The organism is Pseudomonas sp. ACN8, assembly GCF_002303925.1.
Lineage (GTDB): Bacteria > Pseudomonadota > Gammaproteobacteria > Pseudomonadales > Pseudomonadaceae > Aquipseudomonas.
In genome coordinates, this window is record NZ_MRCS01000036.1 from 54,593 (window position 1) to 73,579 (window position 18,987).

Consider the following 18,987-nt stretch of genomic DNA (forward strand, 5'->3'; position numbering starts at 1 on the left):
TCAGAGAAGACCTCCATGGGTGCCTGGCTTAGCAATATCTCGCTGAAATACAAATTCTGGGCGGTCAACGCCGTCGCTTTCATCACCACCCTGTTGCTGGTGCTGTACGCCGTGCAGCTCGAACAACAGGCCAGAAGTCACGCCGCCCAGGCTTCGGCCCAAGCCCAGGCGCGATTGCTCAAAGCCTGGCCCGCCGGGCAACCGCTTCCCCACGTCGACAACCTGCTGACGTTCAATCGCGGACAGGCGCCCTCGCTGAATGAACAACCCATTGCGCAACTCATCAACGCAAACGGCTGGGTCGAGATCAACCTGATGCCGCTGTTCGGTGACAATCCGTTGATGGGTGCCGAGGTGTTTACCCGTGCCGATGGCCAACGGATCGCCGTGATTGCCTACGGTCCAAGCCTGAGCCAGGTGTTCAGCGAGCGTTTGGCCAATTACGCGGTGGCCGTGTTCATCCTGATGTTGGCAATGCTCGGCGCATCGCAGTTATTGATTCGCTTCCTGCTCAGCCAGCTCAATACCTTGAAAGACGTCATGTTGCACGTGGAGAAAACCGGCGACCTGTCGGCCCGCGTGCCCTTGGCTTGCAGCGACGAAGTCGGGCAAATGGCCAACGCCTTCAACGCCATGCAGGCCGGTTATCAACGGGTGGTCAACACCGTCGCCAGCACCGCCCGGCAACTGGACATCGGCGCCGCACGGCTGGCGGCCAGCATGAATGAAGTGCGCCACGGCATGTTGGGCCAGCAAAGCGAAACCGATCAGGCCGCCACGGCGATCAATGAAATGACCGCCACGGTCTATCACATCGCCCAACACGCGGGCGCCACCCGTGACCTTTCGCAATCGGCCAATACCCTGGCCGGCAGCGGGCAGGAGGTCGTGACGCGGGTGCAGCGCTCGATTGCCGGACTGTCCACCGGCGTCCAGCAGACCGCCGAGATGATTCAACGCCTGGCCGAGGACAGCCAGAAGATCAACGGCGTGGTCAACGTGATTCACAGCATCGCCGAGCAGACCAACCTGCTGGCGCTGAACGCCGCCATCGAAGCGGCCCGGGCCGGCGAGATGGGTCGCGGTTTCGCGGTAGTTGCCGATGAAGTACGCAACCTCGCCAAACGTGTACAAGCCTCCACGGATGAAATCACCCTCATGGTCTCGGCGTTGCAGGCCGGCACACGGGACGCCGTGGATTTCATGCAAGAAAGCTCGTTCAAGGCCGACGACTGCGTACAACAGGCGCAAGAGGCCGGCGCGGCATTGGCCGAGATCACCGGCGCGGTGGCGCAGATGCGTGAAAGCAACACGCAGATCGCGGTGGCGGCCGAGCAGCAGAGCCAGGTGGCGGAAGAGATGAACCGGGCGGTGGTGAGCATCCGTGACGTGACCGAAAACACGGTGCAGCAGACGGTGACTTCGGCGACCACCAGCAATGAGCTGGCAGCGTTGGCCGGGGAGTTGAGCAAGGCCATCGGTCAGTTGAAACTTTGAGAGCCCTTTCGCGAGCAGGCTCGCTCCCACAAGGGATCTATGTATGCCCAGAATCTGATGGTTACCGAAGATCGATGTGGGAGCGAGCCTGCTCGCGAAGGCGTCAGAACTGGCACCATCCATTCCAGTCATGGCACCTATCGAGCCAATAGCCAGCCTTGATTCGCCGCCAGCATTGAGCGGGCCTATTCTTCCTACATGTGTTCAACATGGATCGAGGATCGGCATCATGGGCAAACGTCACCCCAACCTTCCCGCCTGGCAATGGCGAGCGTACCCGAACAATCATCAGCACCCGACCAATCTGGTGCTGCACCTGATCGCGGTGCCGCTGTTCATCGTGGCATTTCTGCTGATTGTGTCCGGGGTGTTCAGCCTGAGCCTGGCAAACATCGCCATCGGTGTGATCGGTGTGATAGCGGCGCTGGCCTTGCAACGCCATGGCCACAGCCTGGAGACCCAAGCCTCCGAACCCTTCAGTGATCGCAAGGATGCGGTATCGCGCCTGTTGGTCGAGCAGTTCCTGACGTTTCCGCGGTTCTTCCTCAGCGGCGGCTGGTGGCGCGCCTGGCGTGAGCGCCACCGCCGCCACTGATCAGGCGAACACCGTCACCGTCTGCCGGCTCATGGCGATCAACCGGCCATCCGCGCTCCACATTTTTGCGGCGGCATGCCCATAGCCGTCGGTGGCGTATTCGGTTTCGACGAGGTATTTGCACCAGTCCAGGGTGGTCAGTTCCAGCAGCGGCTGCACGAATTCGATAGTCCAGGTCAGCGTGCTGCCCATCGCCGGTTTCTTCAAAAACGGCATCAGGGCCGGCGGCCAGGCGTCCACCAGCGCCAGGATATGCGCCTCGCCGATAGCCTCTTCCTTCACGTCACCGCGCAAGCGTACCCAGCCACCCATTTGCCGGGATGTGCTACCGCTGAACGGCAGCCCGCCGACACTCCAGCGCATCGCCAGATGTCGCATGAACTCCGGGATGACACCTTCGACAAAAGGCAATTCCTGGCATTCGTCCCAGTGCTTCATTTCAGGTGCCGGTTCAGCGGCCACCGCCACTTCCGAGGGTCGCGAGGCGCCGAAGCTGCCCTGGATCAACGTCACCACCTGGCCCTTCTGCACCGCCCGGCCCAGCACTTGGCTGACGGCCTTGCCTTCGCGCAGCACCTCGACTTCAAAACTGACCGGCACCTCGGGCTCAACCGGGCCGACGAAGGTGATTGCCAACGAACGCACCGGCCGATCCGCCGGCACTCGGGCGCGCATGGCTTCGTATTGCAAAGCGGCTACCAGGCCACCGAAACTGGCTCGCCCCTGGGCCCATGAGGCCGGAATAGACAGCTCCAGCGGCTGGCTGCGGACAGCGTCGAGCAGTTCGGAAAAACGCATGAAAACCTCAGGGATCGGAAAAAGATGAAGGGATCTTAACCATCTGGCGAAGTTGATACATCGCCTATTCCAGCCAAATTGACTGACAGATGAGCCGTGCCCGGTCCTAACACAAAATCCAGGGTCAACATTGAGCCCATGTGGGAGCGAGCCTGCTCGCGAAAGCGGTCTGACAGTCACAATGTGTGCTGAATATTAATCCGCTATCGCGAGCAGGCTCGCTCCTACAATGGATCCGGGGAGGTCTCAGGATTTGAAACAGGCCTTGCTGAGTTTTTCCAGCACCCGATCCGCACGGCTTTCAGCCTCGGCCATGGTGGCTTCCCAGACAGCAACGCAGGGTTGCAAATCCGCTTCCCGTTCAGCCATGGCCAGCCATTGCACGCAATCGTGCCAGTCGCCCAGCGCGCCCTGGGCCGACTTCAACCGGGGCATGGCGGCTTTCGGCAAACGGCCCAGTTCGGGGTAAGCGTCGATGCCATAGCGCACGCGCTTGATCAGCAGGCGCAGTCGATGACGGTCATGAGCCGGATCGTGCAGCGCCTCGTCGAGTTTTTTCCACTGCTTGCCCAAGCGTTTTTCGATGCGCTTGCGCAGGCCCTTGAGCAATCCCTGGCGCTGGGCGGCACGCAGAAAACGCGGAAACGCATCAAGGACGATCAGCATTTGCGCGAGCTCGGGACTGGCTGCCACGGCCGGATAGGCCTCGGCCATTTGCGCCATGCGCCACTGTGCGGCTTGGGGTTGATGGTGCTGGAGCAGGTACGCCGCCAACACTTCGCGATCGCGTAAAGGCGTGCTCAGTTCGCCCACCCGGGAGGCGGCCGCTTCCAGTTGTTCGACACCGGGCAGCCCGCGCAAGGGCCGCAACAGGCTGCGTAACCGCCGCATGGTTGTGCGCAGGTCGTGTAACGCTTCAGGGTCTGTACACTCTTTCAAGCGGGCCTGACAGGCAAGCAGACGAACTTCCAGGCCCAGAACCTGAGCCACCAACCGATCGATCATGGGGGTTTACTCCGTAAACAGCGCCAGGTTGCAAGCTCCAGGCTGCAAACTCGAAAGATCTTGCAACTTGCAGCTTAGAGCTTGTAACCGCTTTTCGCTTTTAACGCCCCGCGCGCGATTCACGAATATAGAAACGAGCCTTCTCGGCTTTCTTGGTGCAGCCTTCGAACCCCTCGAATTGCTGCTGGGTCTTGGCCGCGGTCAACAGCGACAGGGCCTTGGAGTAGCTGACAGTCCCGGCGAACCCTTCGGCCTTGGCCAGGTCCAGTTCATGCCATGCCGCATCCAGATTACTACCACAGCTGTCGCGATAAGCGGTTTTGCCGGCACAACCGGCGAGCGCCAGGGCAATCAATGGCACGCAGATCCAGGCTTTCATCATTCACTCCTCAAGAATAGGTCAACAGTCATGCAGGTAAGACGTTGTAGCACCTGAAAAGTGCCGTTGGTCAGCTGTGCAAACTATAGCGCTGCCGAGAATAACCATGTGCCGCCATGGAGTGTCGAAAATACGACGCTCCTGTCCGCTCGAACGACCATGGCGATTGAAGCATGGCCCTCGATGGGTGCATTGTTGAACCATTCAAACGAGGGCGATTCATGAAAAAGCGCGTCGCACTGGTATTGGGCTCGGGTGGAGCCCGGGGTTATGCACATATCGGGGTCATAGAAGAGATCGAACGGCGTGGCTATGACATTGCCTGTATCGCCGGATGCTCCATGGGTGCGGTGGTGGGCGGGATCTACGCCGCCGGCAAACTCAATGATTACCGCGACTGGATCGAGAGTCTGGACTATCTCGACGTGTTGCGCCTGGTGGACGTCAGTTTTCGTCTGGGGGCGATCCGTGGCGAGAAAGTCTTCGGGCAGATCCGCAAGATCGTTGGCGAGATCAACATCGAAGATTTGCGCATCCCCTACACCGCCGTTGCCGCCGACCTGACCAACCAGCAGGAAATCTGGTTCCAGGAAGGTTGCCTGCATCAGGCCATGCGCGCCTCGGCAGCGATTCCCAGCCTGTTCACCCCGGTGATGCAGGGCAACCGCATGCTGGTCGATGGCGGCATTCTCAACCCGCTGCCGATCGTGCCGGTGGTGTCGAGCCATTGCGACTTGATCATTGCGGTCAACCTCAACTCCACCAACCAGCGCCACTATCAATTGCCGGTCATCCAGCGTCCCGCCGCCTTCAAGACACGCTTCGACAGCCTGATCAACTCCCTGGGCTCGAAAATGCCGTTCCGTCGCAAACAGGCCGAGCAATTGTTGATCCTCGAGCAGGAAGCCCTGAGGGCCGAAGGCGCGAACCTCAATCCGTGGATCGAAACCGCCGAGCCAGAAGGGCAGCAACCGGCGGCGGCTCCGCAAGCCAGTGGCGCGCCCCGCTCCGCCACCGGTTCATTCATCATCGACAACGTCGGCCCGGCGTCCTTGCTGGATTTGATCAACCAGAGTTTCGAGGTGATGCAGACGTCGCTGGCGCAGTACAAGATTGCCGGGTATCCGCCGGACATCCTGATCAACGTGCCCAAGCGCGTGTGCCGTTTTTTCGAGTTCTACAAGGCGCCGGAGCTGATCGCGCTGGGACGGGAGATTGCGCGGGATACGCTGGATCGGTATGAGAATGAGCAGAACTGAGCACCTGAAAGTTCTCGGGTGACTATCAGGCCTTCATCGCGAGCAGGCTCGCTCCCACAGTGGATCTTCGGCGGTCACAAAATGTGTGTCTGACCAGGATCCCATGTGGGAGCGTGCCTGCTCGCGATGGGGCCAGGTCAGGCAACGAAGATCTAAAGGCTACCCTCACTCAACAACCGATATCCCACCCCTGCCTCAGTGACGATGAACCTGGGCTGGGTCGGGTCATCCGCCAGTTTCTGGCGCAAGTGCCCGACCACGATGCGCAGGTAATGAGTGTCTTCGGTGTGGGTCGGCCCCCAGATGTCCTTGAGCAATTGCTGCTGGGTGATTACCCGTCCGGGATGCCGCGCCAGTTGCGCCAGCACGGCGTATTCCTTGCGGGTCAGCGCGACTTCGACACCGTCGAGCAGCACCCGGCGATACGCCAGGTCGACCGTCAACGGACCGAAGTCCAGCGCAGCCTGTTGCGCCTCGCCTGTGGGTGCCTGGCGCAATAACGCACGGATCCGCGCGAGGAATTCCTGAATGCCGAACGGCTTGGTCACGTAGTCATTGGCGCCGCCATCCAGGGCCTTGACTTTCTGTCCTTCACCGGCGCGCACGGAGAGCACCAGCACCGGCACCGTCGACCACTCGCGAAAGTCGCGCAATACCTGTTGTCCATCCATGTCCGGCAAGCCGAGGTCGAGCACCAGCAAGTCCGGTTTGTTCAACGCGGCTTGCGCCAATCCTTCACTGCCGGTACCTGCCTCCAGCACTTTGTAGCCCTGGGAAGCGAGGCTGATCCGCAGGAATTTGCGGATCTGCGGTTCGTCGTCAATGACCAGGATGGTCGCGGTCTGGCTCATGAATTCACATCAACACAAAGAAGTTGCAAGAGAGTAGCGCAAGAGCGATCAGGCTTCACTTTCGTATCCCGGCTGAGCCTGCAGCGGCAGGTGCAACGTGATGCAGGTGCCACGCCCCTCGATGCCGTCGGCGACGCTGATGCGCCCGCCATGGGCACCGACCATGCCCTGACAAATCGCCAGCCCCAACCCGGTGCCCTGCCCGCCACGATCACCTCGCGCTGCGGTGTAGAACATGTCGAAAATCTTCGCCCGTTCCTCTTCCGGAATCCCCGGCCCCTCATCGCAGACCGAGAAAAACAGCTCACTGTCATCGGCCCCGGCGCGCAATTGCAAGCGCCCGTGGGGCGGCGAAAACCGCGCTGCGTTTTCCATCACGTTGACCAGTGCCTGTTCGATCAGCGCGGCATGCACATACAGCAACGGTAACTCGGCCGGTACGTCGGTGCTGACCTGCAACGGCGCAAGGACTGCCCGCAGGCGATTGCGCGCGCTGCCGACGATGTCCGCCGGCGACACCCAGTCCCGCGCCAGCTTCAAGGCTCCGTGGCCGAGCCGGGTCATGTCGAGCAAGTTTTGAATGTAGCGATCGAGGCGCTCGGCTTCATCGCGGGTGCCTTCGAGCAACTCACGTCTGTCCTCCAGCGGGATCGCTTCACCCAGGGCCAGCAGGCTGTCGATACTACCGCGCATGGACGTCAGCGGAGTGCGCAAATCGTGGGACACCGACGCCAGCAAGGCACTGCGCAGTTGCTCGGTTTCGCCGTGCAGCCGCGCCGCTTCCAGATCATCGGCCAGTTGCGCCCGGGCCAGCGCCTGGGCCAGTGGCTGGCTCAGCGCGGTCAACAGGCGTCGGCGCTGGCCGCTCAGGGTCTGGCCTTCTTTGGCACACACGCCGAGTAGCGCCAGTGGTCCGTCTTCCACCGACAACGGCCACCACCACCAGCGCCCGAACGGCAAAGTACCGGTGCCGGCACCGGCGGGTTGATCGTGCTGCCAGGCCCAGTCAGCGGCGGCGCGCTCGGCTTCGCTGAACTCTAGCGGCCCACCGGTTTCGACTTTCCATCCGTTTTGCCCGTCGCGATTGAGCAGGCACAGTTGCACATCGCTCCAACCATCCAGGTGCTGGGCGGCCGCACTGACCACGGCCTGGCGGTCGGTGGCGGCGGTGAGTTTGCGTGACAGGTCGAGCAGTTCAGTGGTCTCTTCCTGGGTATCGCGCAGTGCCTGCAGTTGCCTGCGCTGGCGCGCCGCGAGGTTGCCGGTGAGGGCCGCCATCAGCAGGAAGAACAGCAAGGTCAGCACGTCTTCTTCGCGCTGGATTCTGAAAGAAAACTTCGGTGGAATGAACAGGAAGTCATAGGTCAGGAACGATAGCGCCGCACAGGCCAGCGCCGGCCCGAGACTGCTGCGCACCGCCACCAGCAACACGGCGGCGAGGAACACCAGTGAAATGTTCGGCAGAGGCAGAACGCTCGCCACGGCCCAGGCCAGGGTGCTGGCCAGAACCGTCGCGACCACGGCCAATGCGTAGTCGAACCAGACCAGTGAATGCATCGACCGCTGATGGGGTTGATGCTGTTGGTGATCGCCGTCGAGAACGTTGATTTCCAGTCCACGAGCATTGCGCAGCAGTCGCGCCGCCAAGCCGCCACCGAACAGACGTCGGTGCAAACGCAGCCGGGACTGACCGACCAGCACCAGGCTGGCGCGGCGTTCGGCGGCATGCTGGATCAGGGTTTTCGCCACTTCACCGGCGCGCAGCAACACCACTTCGCCACCCAGGCGCTCGGCCAGTTGCTGGGCGCTTTGCAGGCGCAGGCGCGACTGTTCGTCACGCACGCTGCCGTTGTCCACGTGCACCAGGCTCCAGGGCAGGTGCCGCCGCTGGGCCACGCGACTGGCATGACGCACCAGGCGCTCGGCCTGGGCATCGCCGTCGACCCCCACCAGCAAGCGTCCGCGCACAGCCGGCGCCGCTTGCCCCAACTGACGATACCCCTGGGCCAGATCGTTATCGACCTGCGCCGCCGCGGTTTGCATCGCCAGTTCGCGCAGGGCCGTCAGGTTGGTCTGGGAAAAGAACGCGTCGATGGCCGCCCGCGCCTGCTCCGGCACATAGACCTTGCCATCGCGCAGGCGCTCGAGCAGCTCCCGTGGTGGCAAGTCGATCAGCAGCAGTTCGTAGGCTTCCTGCAATACCCAGTCCGGCAGGGTCTCGCGGACCTGCACGCCGGTGATGCCACGCACTTGGTCGTTGAGGCTTTCCAGATGCTGGACGTTGACCGTGGTGTATACGTCAATGCCGGCGGCAAGCAGTTCCTGAATGTCCTGCCAGCGTTTTTCGTGACGGCTGCCGGGTGCGTTGGTGTGCGCCAGTTCGTCGACCAGCACCAGTTTCGGTTTGGCGACAAGCAGACCGTCGAGGTCCATTTCTTCGAGCAACACGCCACGGTATTCGGAACGTACCATCGGCTGCTGCGACAAGCCGCCCAGCAATGCTTCGGTTTCGGCCCGACCGTGGGTTTCGACGACGCCGGCGATGACCTTCACCCCTTGGCGTAACTGGGTGTGGGCCGCTTGCAACATGGCGTAGGTCTTGCCGACACCCGGCGCGGCACCGAGAAATACCTTGAGCCGGCCACGGCCATCTCGGGGCAGGTCTGCTAACAGCGCGTCGGCGCGGCCGGAGTTGCTCATGTATGAAGCTCTCTTTTTTTCTGGAATTGATATAGCGACTGTTCTGACGCCTTCGCGAGCAGGCTCGCTCCCACAAGTTGGAATGCGTATTCCTGTGGGAGCGAGACTGCTCGCGAATGGCAGCGCCGCCGATCTACAGGTTTTCCAGCGCCCGATTCAACTCAAGCACATTCACCACCGGCGGACCTACCAATGGTTGTTCGATGTGGGCGTCCAGCAGTTGTTGCAGCGTCGCTACCGGCAAGTTGCGCGCCGTCGCGACACGCGCCAGTTGATAGGCAATCGCCGCCGGTGGCAAGTGCGGATCGAGACCGCTGCCGGACGTAGTGACCAGCGCCAAGGGCACCGGCCCCTGACCGGGCACCAGCAGTTTGCCGGCATCGTCGATCACTCGCGTCGCCAACGCAGGGTTGCTCGGCGCCAGGTTGCTGGCACTGCTCGACACGGTGGCAAAGGCACCGGCCGAAGGGCGCGGGTGGAACCAGGCGTCGCCGACGAAATCCTGGGCGATCAGCGAGGAACCGCGGACCTTGCCCTCGGCATCCCGCACCAGGCTGCCGTTGGCCTGATCCGGGAAGGCGACCTGGGCCACACCGGTGACCACCAGTGGATAGGCGATGCCGGTGATCAGCGTCATCAGGACCAGCAGGCTCAGGGCCGGGCGTATCAATGTGGACATTTCAAAATCCTCTAATTCGTAAAAACAGCTGTAGGAGCGAGCTTGCTCGCGATGGATCTGAAGGCGCCGCGCTTTATCAGAAATGGCGCGTTATCGTTAACGCCCATCGCGAGCAAGCTCGCTCCTACAGAGGGCGGTCAAACCAGATGCAACGCCGTCAACAGCATGTCGATGGCCTTGATGCCCACGAACGGCACCAGGATCCCGCCCAGGCCGTAGATCAGCAGATTGCGCCGCAACAACGCCGCCGCACTCGCCGCGTGAACCCGCACACCGCGCAGCGCCAGAGGAATCAGCACCACAATGATCAGGGCGTTGAACACGATCGCCGAGAGAATCGCGCTCTGCGGACTGCTCAGGTGCATCACGTTGAGCACCCCCAGTTGCGGATAGATCGCGGCGAACAGCGCCGGCAGGATCGCGAAGTACTTGGCCACGTCGTTGGCGATGGAAAAGGTCGTCAGCGCACCGCGGGTGACCAGCAACTCCTTGCCGATCTGCACCACGTCCAGCAGCTTGGTCGGGTCGCTGTCGAGGTCGACCATGTTCGCCGCTTCACGTGCCGCTTGCGTGCCGTCGCTCATCGCCATGCCCACGTCCGCCTGGGCCAGGGCCGGGGCGTCGTTGGCGCCGTCGCCGCACATGGCAACCAGACGACCGTCGTTTTGCTCGTGACGAATGCGCGCCAGTTTTTTCTCCGGCGTGGCTTCGGCCAGCACATCGTCCACACCCGCCTCAGCGGCGATGGCGGCAGCGGTCAACGGGTTGTCGCCGGTGACCATGACAGTGCGGATTCCCAGCTTGCGCAGCTCGGCGAAACGCTCGCGGATACCGGGCTTGACCACGTCCTTGAGGTGGATCGCACCGAGCAACTTGCCGTCGGCACACACCAGTAGCGGGGTGCCGCCGCTTTGGGCGATCTTGTCGATTTCACGGGACAAGACCGGTGCCAGGTCAGCGCGTTTCAGACCCACGAACGCCAGCAACGAATCCACCGCGCCCTTGCGGTACACGCGCCCCTGATAGTCGACACCGGACAAGCGGGTTTCGGCACTGAAGGGCACGGCTGTCAGCACGTCGGCGGACGGTTCCGGTTGCGGATGGGTGCCGCGCAGGTACTCGACGATCGACTTGCCTTCAGCGGTGTCATCGGCCAGCGAAGCCAGCAATGCGCCTTCGGCCAGCTCCCTGGCTGTCACGCCAGGCGCGGCATACACCGCCGAGCAACGACGGTTACCGAAGGTGATGGTACCGGTCTTGTCCAGCAGCAGAACGTGCACGTCCCCCGCTGCTTCCACCGCACGACCGGACTTGGCGATCACGTTCAGGCGCACCAGACGATCCATCCCGGCGATCCCGATGGCCGACAGCAAACCACCGATGGTGGTTGGAATCAGCGTGACCAACAGCGCCACCAAAAACACCAGTGGCAGGCTGCCATTGGCGAAGTGGGCGAACGGTTGCAGGGTGACGACCACCAGCAGGAAAATCAGGGTCAGGCCGATCAGCAGGATATCGAGCGCCACTTCGTTCGGAGTTTTCTGACGCTTGGCGCCTTCGACCAGAGCGATCATGCGGTCCAGGGTCGACTCACCGGGGTTGGCGGTGATTTTCACCAGCAGCCAGTCGGACACCAGTCGGGTGTTGCCGGTGACGGCCGAGCGGTCGCCGCCGGACTCGCGAATCACCGGCGCCGATTCGCCGGTAATCGCTGCTTCGTTGACCGCCGCGATGCCTTCGATCACCTCGCCGTCACCGGGGATCATCTCCCCCGCTTCGACGCGCACCACATCGCCTTTGCGCAGGTTGGCGGCGGGCACCACCTGAAAGCCGCCGTTGCCGGTCTTGCGCCGGGCGCTGAGGCCTTCGCTGCCGGCCTTGAGGCTGTCGGCGCGGGCCTTGCCGCGACCTTCGGCCAGGGCTTCGGCGAAGTTGGCGAACAGTACGGTGAACCACAACCACACCGCGATTTGCGCGGCGACGAAAGTCGGCACAGCCGTGTCGGGAATGAAGCACAAAACGGTGGTCAGGATCGCCGTCAGTTCGACCACCAGCATTACTGGCGCGCGCTGCAACTGCCGTGGGTCGAGCTTGACGAAGGCTTGCACCAGCGCCGGGCGCCACAGGGCCGAGATCGCGGTTTTTGTTTGCTCCGGCGCCTTGGCGGCAACGGTTTTGGTTACGGGCATATTCATTGTCTATTCCTCAGAAGCCCATGCTCAGATGTTCAGCGATTGGGCCCAACGCCAAAGTCGGCAGGAAGGTCAGGCCGCCCACCAGCAAAATGGTCACGGTCAGCAAGGTCACAAATAGTGGGCCGTGGGTCGGGAAGCTGTTCTGTCCGATCGGCGCGGTTTTCTTCATCGCCAGGCTGCCGGCCAGGGCCAGGACCGGGAGGATGTAGCCGAAACGACCGATCAACATGCCCAGGCCCAGCATCAGGTTGTGGTACGGGGTGTTGGCGCCGAAGCCAGCGAAGGCGGAACCGTTGTTGGCGCTGGCCGAGGTATAGGCGTAAAGCAACTGACTGAATCCGTGAGGGCCAGGGTTGCTCACGGCGGCGACCGGGCCGGGCAGACTGGCGGCAATCGCGCTGAGCACCAGCACGCCAATCGGCATGACCATCAGGGTCACCACCAGTAATTGCACTTCCCTGGCTTGCAGTTTCTTGCCGAGGTATTCCGGGGTGCGGCCGATCATCAGGCCGGCGAGGAACACCGCGATCAGCACGTTGAGCAACATGCCGTAGAGCCCGGCACCGACACCACCGAAGATCACTTCGCCGACCATCATGTTGACCAGCGCCACCATGCCGCTCAGAGGGTTGAGGCTGTCGTGCATACCGTTGACCGAGCCGTTGGACGCGGCCGTGGTGGTCACCGACCACAGCACGGTGGCGGTGGTGCCGAAGCGCGCTTCCTTGCCTTCCAATGGCGCGGCCTGTTCGACGGCGACATTGTTCAACGCCGGGTTCGGCTGGTACTCAGCCCACAGCGAGGTGGCGCCGCCGATCAGAAACAGCGCCAGCATGCAGGCGATGATCGCCCGGCTCTGACGCAGGTCCTTCACGTAATGACCGAAGGTGAACACCAGCGCGACCGGGATCAGGATGATCGAGGCCATCTCGAACAGGTTGCTCCAGGCCGTCGGGTTCTCGAACGGATGCGTCGAGTTCACGCCGAAGAAACCGCCACCGTTGGTGCCCAATTGCTTGATCGCAATCTGACTGGCAGCAGGCCCCAGCGGAATCACCTGATCGACGCCCTGCATCGTCACCGTATTCACATACTGCGCGAAGGTTTGCGGCACGCCCTGCCAGACCAGATACAGCGCCAACAGCAGGCACAGCGGCAGCAGGCCGTAGAGGGTGGCGCGGGTCATGTCGACCCAGAAGTTGCCCAGGGTCCGGGTGGATTTGCGGCCGATTCCGCGACACAGCGCGACCAGTACCGCCAGGCCGGTGGCGGCGCTGACGAAGTTCTGCACGGTGAGGCCAACCATCTGGCTCAGGTAGCTCAGGGAAGCTTCGCCGCTGTAGGCCTGCCAGTTGGTATTGGTCATGAAGCTGACGGCGGTGTTGAACGCCAGCGTCCACTCCTGACCCGGCAGATTCTGCGGATTCAGCGGCAGGTGGTCCTGGAACAACAGGATCGCAAATAGCAGCAGGAAACCCGCGAGGTTGAAGGCGAGCAAGGCCAGCGTGTACTTCTGCCAACTCTGTTCGGCCTGCGGATCGACGCCGGCCAGACGATAACAACCGCGTTCGACCGGACCGAGAACCGGTGTCAGCCAGGTGCGCTGCCCTTCCATCACCCTGTAGAAGAAGCGCCCGAGAAACGGCGCCGGAACCAAAACCAGGGCAAAAAAGCCGAGGATCAGCCAATAGTCATAACTGTGCATAGCCGCTCCTAGTTCCGGTCCGCGCGCAGCAGCGCAACCAACAGATAAATGAACAGCCCCACTGCCAGCAGCAGCGACACCCCGTCCAGAACGCTCATGGAAGTTCTCCGTGTTACGGCGTATTGCCGCGTGTGGAGTCATTGTCGGAAAGGAGGCTGTAAAGGAACGAGACCGAGGGTGCCTGCAGGGCATAAAGAAAGCGTAAAGAGTGGGTTTATGGCTTTGTTACTGCGAGGATTGATGGCGCATGCGCGGGCCTCATCGCGAGCAAGCTCACTCCCACATTTGAGAGGCGTCAGCCCATACAACATGGCTCCACTGTGCGAGCGAGCTTGCTCGCGATGGCGGCACAGCAGACAACAACGCACCCAACTGGCGCATCAAAAAGCATGCATCCAGTAGCGATCATCCCCGATACGACAGCTTTCCGCGCTTTACGACGGGAAAATCGGAAATGGCACGCCCACTGCACTGGCCTCCCGTGAGCTTTCCAAACCACTCAGGGAGCAACCCCATGAACACACAACTCAAATCCACGCTGGGCACCTTGCACCTGTGGGGCATTGCGGTCGGGCTGGTGATTTCCGGAGAGTATTTCGGCTGGAGCTATGGCTGGGGCGTGGCCGGGACTTTGGGCTTTCTGGTGACCTCTTTCATGGTCGCCACCATGTACACCTGCTTCATCTTCAGTTTCACCGAACTGACCACCGCCATTCCCCACGCTGGCGGTCCCTTTGCCTATAGTCGTCGCGCCTTTGGCGAGAAAGGCGGGTTGATCGCCGGGCTGGCGACACTGATCGAATTCGTCTTCGCCCCACCGGCAATTGCCCTGGCCATCGGTGCCTACCTCAATGTCCAGTTTCCAGCCCTGGACCCGAAACACGCGGCAGTCGGTGCCTACATCGCCTTCATGGGCCTCAACATCCTCGGCGTGAAACTGGCAGCCACTTTCGAATTGGTGGTCTGCGTGTTGGCGGTCACCGAATTGCTGGTGTTCATGGGCGTGGTCGCTCCGGCCTTCAGCTTCAGCAACTTTGCCCTCAATGGCTGGGCCGGTTCCGATGTATTCGGTGCTCCGGCGATTGCCGGAATGTTCGCGGCAATCCCGTTCGCGATCTGGTTCTTCCTCGCCATCGAAGGCGCGGCCATGGCCGCCGAAGAAGCCAAGGACCCGAAACGCACGATTCCCAAGGCTTACATCAGCGGCATCCTGACGCTGGTGTTGCTGGCCATGGGCGTGATGTTCTTCGCCGGTGGCGTCGGTGATTGGCGCACCCTGTCGAACATCAACGACCCGTTGCCACAAGCGATGAAAGCCGTGGTCGGCGAAAGCTCGGGTTGGTTGCACATGCTGGTGTGGATTGGGCTGTTCGGACTAGTCGCGAGCTTCCACGGGATCATCTTGGGTTACTCGCGGCAGTTCTTCGCCCTGGCCCGCGCGGGCTACCTGCCGGCGTCCCTGGCCAAGTTGTCGCGTTTTCAGACACCGCACCGGGCGATCATCGCCGGCGGTGTCATCGGCATTGCTGCCATCTACAGCGACGGCTTGATCAACCTCGGCGGCATGACGCTGACCGCCGCGATGATCACCATGGCCGTGTTCGGCGCCATCGTGATGTACATCATGAGCATGCTCAGCCTGTTCAAACTGCGTAAAACCGAGCCGAACCTGGAACGCACCTTCCGTGCCCCTTGCTACCCGCTGATACCGTTCATTGCACTGATGCTGGCCGTGGTGTGCCTGCTGGCGATGGCCTGGTTCAACACCTTGATCGGCCTGATCTTCCTGGGCTTCATGGCGGCAGGTTTCGTGTACTTCATGCTCACCGCACAACTGCGCGCAGACGCACCGGCGGATGCGATGCTGACCGGACTGTGAAAGCGTTCGAGTGAACCTTGAACAACAGGCATAGAATGGGGGTGATAGCGATGGAACTGCGATGAAACCCCATCACTCAAAACGGTATGCACGATCGGTTGGCGAACCCTCGCCGACCGTCTGCTTTTCAAGGAGAGTCCTATGCCCTGGTATGCCTGGTTGATTCTGGTCGTTGCCATCGGCTCGATCGTTGGTGGCCTGATGTTGCTGCGCGACACCGCCAACAAGGTCGAACTGACCGAAGAGCAACGCAAGCGCGTCGCCGAACGCAATGCGGAAATGGACGCCAAGGAAGCCCAGGACCGCTGACCGAAAACCCCGCCTTGAACAGCGGGGTTTGTTTTTGCGTGAAAACTCCCGAATTCATGCCGCTTTGCACTCATATCGAAGCATCTGCATGTTTTTTAGAAGTAGAAGTACAGTCACCATGCAATTTTCATTGGTTAATATGGCGCATTGATGCGGAGATATCAGATGCGTTACTCGCAGGACCATAAAGCCCAGACCCACCAACGCATAATCAAGGAAGCTTCAGCGCGATTTCGACGCGACGGTATCGGCGCGACCGGGCTGCAGCCCCTGATGAAAGCACTGGGCCTGACTCACGGTGGCTTTTACTCGCACTTCAAGTCCAAAGACGAACTGGTAGAGAAAGCCTTGCAGGAGGCTGGCGCACAAGTCGATGAGTTGTGCGCGCAAATCTTCGCCGAGGAGCAGCCACTCGAAGCCTTCATCGACGCTTACCTGTCCGAATGGCATCAAACCTCACCCCACGAAGGCTGCCCGCTGCTGACCATTTCTTCGGAACTGGGGCTGCGTGGTCAACCGAGCCCGACCAGCGACGTCGTGCTCCAGGCGCGACTCGACCAGATCCAGCACACCCTTGACGGAGAGCACACCGCCGACCGCAGCATCGTCATCATGTCTACGCTGGTCGGCGCCTTGCTGTTATCGCGCAGCGTGGCCGACGCCGAGTTTGCCCAACGGATTCTCGACGTCGCACGCGAACACCTCAAGCACTCGCAGGATTAACCCTGCCAACGCTTGAACAGCACACTGGCATTGACCCCGCCAAATCCGAAGCCGTTGGACAACGCGTACTCGATGGCCATCGGTCGCGCCTGGCCATGAACGATGTCGACACCTTCAGTGGCAGGGTCCGGGTTCTCGAAATTGAGGGTCGCCGGTGCAACCTGGTCACGGATCGCCAGCAAAGTAAAGATCGCCTCGATTCCCCCCGCTGCACCGAGCAAATGCCCGGTCGCCGACTTGGTCGATGTCACGGCAATGCCGTTCTGTGCACCGAACAACGCCTTGATCGCAGCCAGCTCACCCAGATCTCCCACCGGAGTCGAAGTTGCATGAGCATTCAGATGCTGAACCTGGGCCGGTGAAACACCGGCCTGTGCCAACGCCAACGACATCGCCCGCCGCGCACCATTGCCGTCTTCGGGGCCGGCGGTCAGGTGAAAGGCATCGGCGCTGGTGCCGTAGCCGACCAGCTCCGCCAGGGGCTGGGCTCCCCGGGCCAGCGCATGGTCCAGAGACTCGATGACCAGCAGCCCGGCCCCTTCTCCCATGACAAAACCATCGCGACCACTGTCGAAAGGTCGCGAAGCGCGCTCAGGCGTTTCGTTGTAGGCGCTGGACAAGGCGCGAGCAGCCGCAAACCCGGCAAGGCTGACCCGATCGATCGCCGCTTCCGCACCGCCGCACACCGCGATATCCGCCTCACCCGCACGAATCAACCGCGCCGCGTCGCCAATCGCCTGAACCCCGGCGGCGCACGCCGTGACCGGTGCGCCCAATGGCCCCTTGAAGCCATGCTGGATCGACACATGACCTGCCGCGAGGTTGACCAGAAACGAAGGGATTGTGAATGGAGACAAACGTCTCGGACCACGACTATCAGTGGTGCGCACCGCGTCGGCGATCGCGCCGAACCCCCCCACACCTGAACCGATAATGGTGGCCGTGCGCTCCTGGGCATTGGCATCCAGCGCTTGCCATCCGGCTTGCTCCAGTGCCTGACGCGCCGCTTCCATGGCGAACAGGATGAAGCGGTCCATCTTCTTCTGTTCCTTGGGTGGGGTTGCCCGGTCCGGGTCGAACCCCGCCTGCGGATCATCCGCCAGCGCAGGCACGGCACCGCCGACCGTGGCCGGCAGATCGGCAACCACCTCGTGCGGCAAATTGCGCAGTCCGGAACGACCGGCCAGCAGCCGCTGCCAAACCACTTCGACGCCGCTCCCCAACGGCGACACCAGGCCCATGCCCGTTACAACCACTCGACGATCATTCATACCCAATACACCTCAAGCCGATTGATGGCACTTACCGATAACGGGCTGCAGCCTTGCTTTTGGAAAGGTTAGGCGCCATCACATGACGTGCCGCCACGAACGCATCCCAATCTGCCGCATCAGGCAACGAAGGAATGGTGATCAGTTCACCCTGATCCAGACCCGATAACGCAGCATCGACCATTTCACCCGCCTCCATCACCATATCCGCAGGAATTTGTGAAGCATCGATACCGGAGCGCTCCCAGATCTCGGTTCGTGTCACACCGGGCAGCACCGCCTGGATCTTCACTCCAGTGCCATTCAGCTCGGTGCTCAACGATTGAGTCAAGCTCAATACATAGGCCTTGCTGGCGCTGTACGTCGCATTGAAACGTTCGGGAAACAACGCCACCACCGATGCGATATTGATGATCGTGCCGCGCCCGGCCTTGGTAAAGCTGGCCGCAGCCGCCGACGCCAACCGCGTAACCGCCGTGATGTTGAGTTGAATCAAGCGCTCGAGTTGGTCCATATCGGCATTGGCCAGCAAACCATCCGCCGCCACACCTGCATTATTGAGTAGCAGGCTGATGCTCGAGTCACTGCGCAATCGCTGCTCGAGCTTGAGTATGTCCTCCTTTTGAGTCAGGTCCGCTTTAAACACCTCTACCCGAACACCATGCTCGGTGCGCAGTTTGCTGGCTGCGGACTCCAATCGATCCTGATCGCGGGCAACCAGCAACAGATCAAAACCGCGTGCCGCCAAACGCTCGGCGTAAACCGCACCGATACCCGACGAAGCACCGGTGACGAGGGCCGTACCTGAGGACTGAACAGAATTCATTGCAGTGCTCCTGAGAAACGCAAAAAGAAAACCAGCGCCTGTGTTTCAGGACGCGGTGTCGGAACGTCAATTTATTATAGGCATAATTTTACAAATACATGATAGTCATAATTTTATAATGCTGACAGAGAGCCAGTCTCAATGATCGGAGCCAGGAACAGTCAACGCCCGGAGTGTTCCCATTTGCCAGAATCGGCATAGGGGACGGCCTTCACAGGCCGTTCCCCTGCCACACCACCCGGCATGCGGGTCCGCACCGGGCGGTTCGAGAGATTGAGGTCAGGAGAGACGCGGTAAACCCGTTCTGTCGAACCAC

General features: G+C 61.5%; 17 protein-coding genes. 6 read left to right on the plus strand and 11 right to left on the minus strand.

Translation table 11 applies throughout. From position 1 onward, the window contains the following. Positions 1–15 precede the first annotated feature (15 nt). Complete coding sequence (locus tag BSF44_RS19950; protein ID WP_095944963.1) at positions 16–1,497, plus strand: methyl-accepting chemotaxis protein; 1,482 nt, start codon at positions 16–18, stop codon at positions 1,495–1,497. Between the two features lie 229 nt (positions 1,498–1,726). Further along, positions 1,727–2,092, plus strand: coding sequence for an Mpo1-like protein (locus tag BSF44_RS19955; RefSeq protein WP_008049048.1), 366 nt, complete (start codon positions 1,727–1,729; stop codon positions 2,090–2,092). On the opposite strand, the gene BSF44_RS19960 is transcribed toward BSF44_RS19955, so the two are convergent. The 3 genes from BSF44_RS19960 to BSF44_RS19970 all read right to left on the minus strand — a co-directional run bounded on the left by BSF44_RS19960 (position 2,093) and on the right by BSF44_RS19970 (position 4,274). Beyond that, the gene (locus BSF44_RS19960) at positions 2,093–2,890 is read right to left on the minus strand and encodes an acyl-CoA thioesterase II (protein WP_095944964.1); all 798 of its coding nucleotides are present in this window, start codon (positions 2,888–2,890) and stop codon (positions 2,093–2,095) included. A gap of 246 nt (positions 2,891–3,136) precedes the next feature. Beyond that, positions 3,137–3,895 carry a CHAD domain-containing protein gene (locus BSF44_RS19965; RefSeq protein ID WP_095944965.1) on the minus strand — a complete coding sequence of 253 codons (759 nt, stop codon included), beginning with the start codon at positions 3,893–3,895 and terminating at the stop codon, positions 3,137–3,139. Positions 3,896–3,995: 100 nt separating this feature from the next. Further along, complete coding sequence (locus BSF44_RS19970; protein WP_034150181.1) at positions 3,996–4,274, minus strand: hypothetical protein; 279 nt, start codon at positions 4,272–4,274, stop codon at positions 3,996–3,998. Between the two features lie 221 nt (positions 4,275–4,495). Between BSF44_RS19970 and BSF44_RS19975 the strand changes: the two genes are divergently transcribed. Then, positions 4,496–5,533: a patatin-like phospholipase family protein gene (locus BSF44_RS19975; protein ID WP_095944966.1), complete on the plus strand. Its 1,038-nt coding sequence runs from the start codon at positions 4,496–4,498 to the stop codon at positions 5,531–5,533. Between the two features lie 152 nt (positions 5,534–5,685). Here the strand turns inward: BSF44_RS19975 and BSF44_RS19980 are convergent, their stop codons facing one another. The 6 genes from BSF44_RS19980 to kdpF all read right to left on the minus strand — a co-directional run bounded on the left by BSF44_RS19980 (position 5,686) and on the right by kdpF (position 13,761). Further along, positions 5,686–6,384 (minus strand): response regulator, encoded by a 699-nt coding sequence (locus tag BSF44_RS19980; RefSeq protein ID WP_095944967.1) that lies wholly within the window; start codon positions 6,382–6,384, stop codon positions 5,686–5,688. Positions 6,385–6,432: 48 nt separating this feature from the next. Further along, entirely contained in the window at positions 6,433–9,084 is a 2,652-nt protein-coding gene (locus BSF44_RS19985) for a sensor histidine kinase KdpD (RefSeq protein WP_095944968.1), read from the minus strand. Between the two features lie 133 nt (positions 9,085–9,217). Further along, positions 9,218–9,763 (minus strand): potassium-transporting ATPase subunit KdpC, encoded by a 546-nt coding sequence (gene kdpC / locus BSF44_RS19990; protein ID WP_095944969.1) that lies wholly within the window; start codon positions 9,761–9,763, stop codon positions 9,218–9,220. Positions 9,764–9,900: 137 nt separating this feature from the next. Beyond that, positions 9,901–11,958: a potassium-transporting ATPase subunit KdpB gene (gene kdpB / locus BSF44_RS19995; protein WP_095944970.1), complete on the minus strand. Its 2,058-nt coding sequence runs from the start codon at positions 11,956–11,958 to the stop codon at positions 9,901–9,903. Positions 11,959–11,968: 10 nt separating this feature from the next. After that, positions 11,969–13,663: a potassium-transporting ATPase subunit KdpA gene (gene kdpA / locus BSF44_RS20000; protein WP_095944971.1), complete on the minus strand. Its 1,695-nt coding sequence runs from the start codon at positions 13,661–13,663 to the stop codon at positions 11,969–11,971. 8 nt (positions 13,664–13,671) lie between these two features. After that, on the minus strand, positions 13,672–13,761 hold the full coding sequence (gene kdpF, locus BSF44_RS20005) for a K(+)-transporting ATPase subunit F (protein ID WP_007899818.1): 90 nt from the start codon (positions 13,759–13,761) through the stop codon (positions 13,672–13,674). A gap of 416 nt (positions 13,762–14,177) precedes the next feature. On the opposite strand from kdpF, the gene eat reads away from it, so the two are divergent. From eat to BSF44_RS20020, 3 genes are all read left to right on the plus strand, one after another. Further along, a complete protein-coding gene (gene eat / locus BSF44_RS20010) occupies positions 14,178–15,542 on the plus strand; it encodes an ethanolamine permease (protein WP_095944972.1) in 1,365 nt (454 codons plus the stop codon). A gap of 141 nt (positions 15,543–15,683) precedes the next feature. Next, positions 15,684–15,851 (plus strand): DUF2897 family protein, encoded by a 168-nt coding sequence (locus tag BSF44_RS20015; RefSeq protein ID WP_007985427.1) that lies wholly within the window; start codon positions 15,684–15,686, stop codon positions 15,849–15,851. A gap of 165 nt (positions 15,852–16,016) precedes the next feature. Then, positions 16,017–16,574 (plus strand): TetR/AcrR family transcriptional regulator, encoded by a 558-nt coding sequence (locus BSF44_RS20020; protein ID WP_095944973.1) that lies wholly within the window; start codon positions 16,017–16,019, stop codon positions 16,572–16,574. Here the strand turns inward: BSF44_RS20020 and fabF are convergent. Together fabF and BSF44_RS20030 are read right to left on the minus strand one after the other, a co-directional pair. Continuing rightward, positions 16,571–17,845 carry a beta-ketoacyl-ACP synthase II gene (fabF, locus tag BSF44_RS20025; RefSeq protein WP_095944974.1) on the minus strand — a complete coding sequence of 425 codons (1,275 nt, stop codon included), beginning with the start codon at positions 17,843–17,845 and terminating at the stop codon, positions 16,571–16,573. The genes BSF44_RS20020 and fabF overlap by 4 nt on opposite strands. 31 nt (positions 17,846–17,876) lie before the next feature. Next, complete coding sequence (locus BSF44_RS20030) at positions 17,877–18,671, minus strand: SDR family oxidoreductase (protein WP_095944975.1); 795 nt, start codon at positions 18,669–18,671, stop codon at positions 17,877–17,879. Positions 18,672–18,987: the final 316 nt, after the last annotated feature.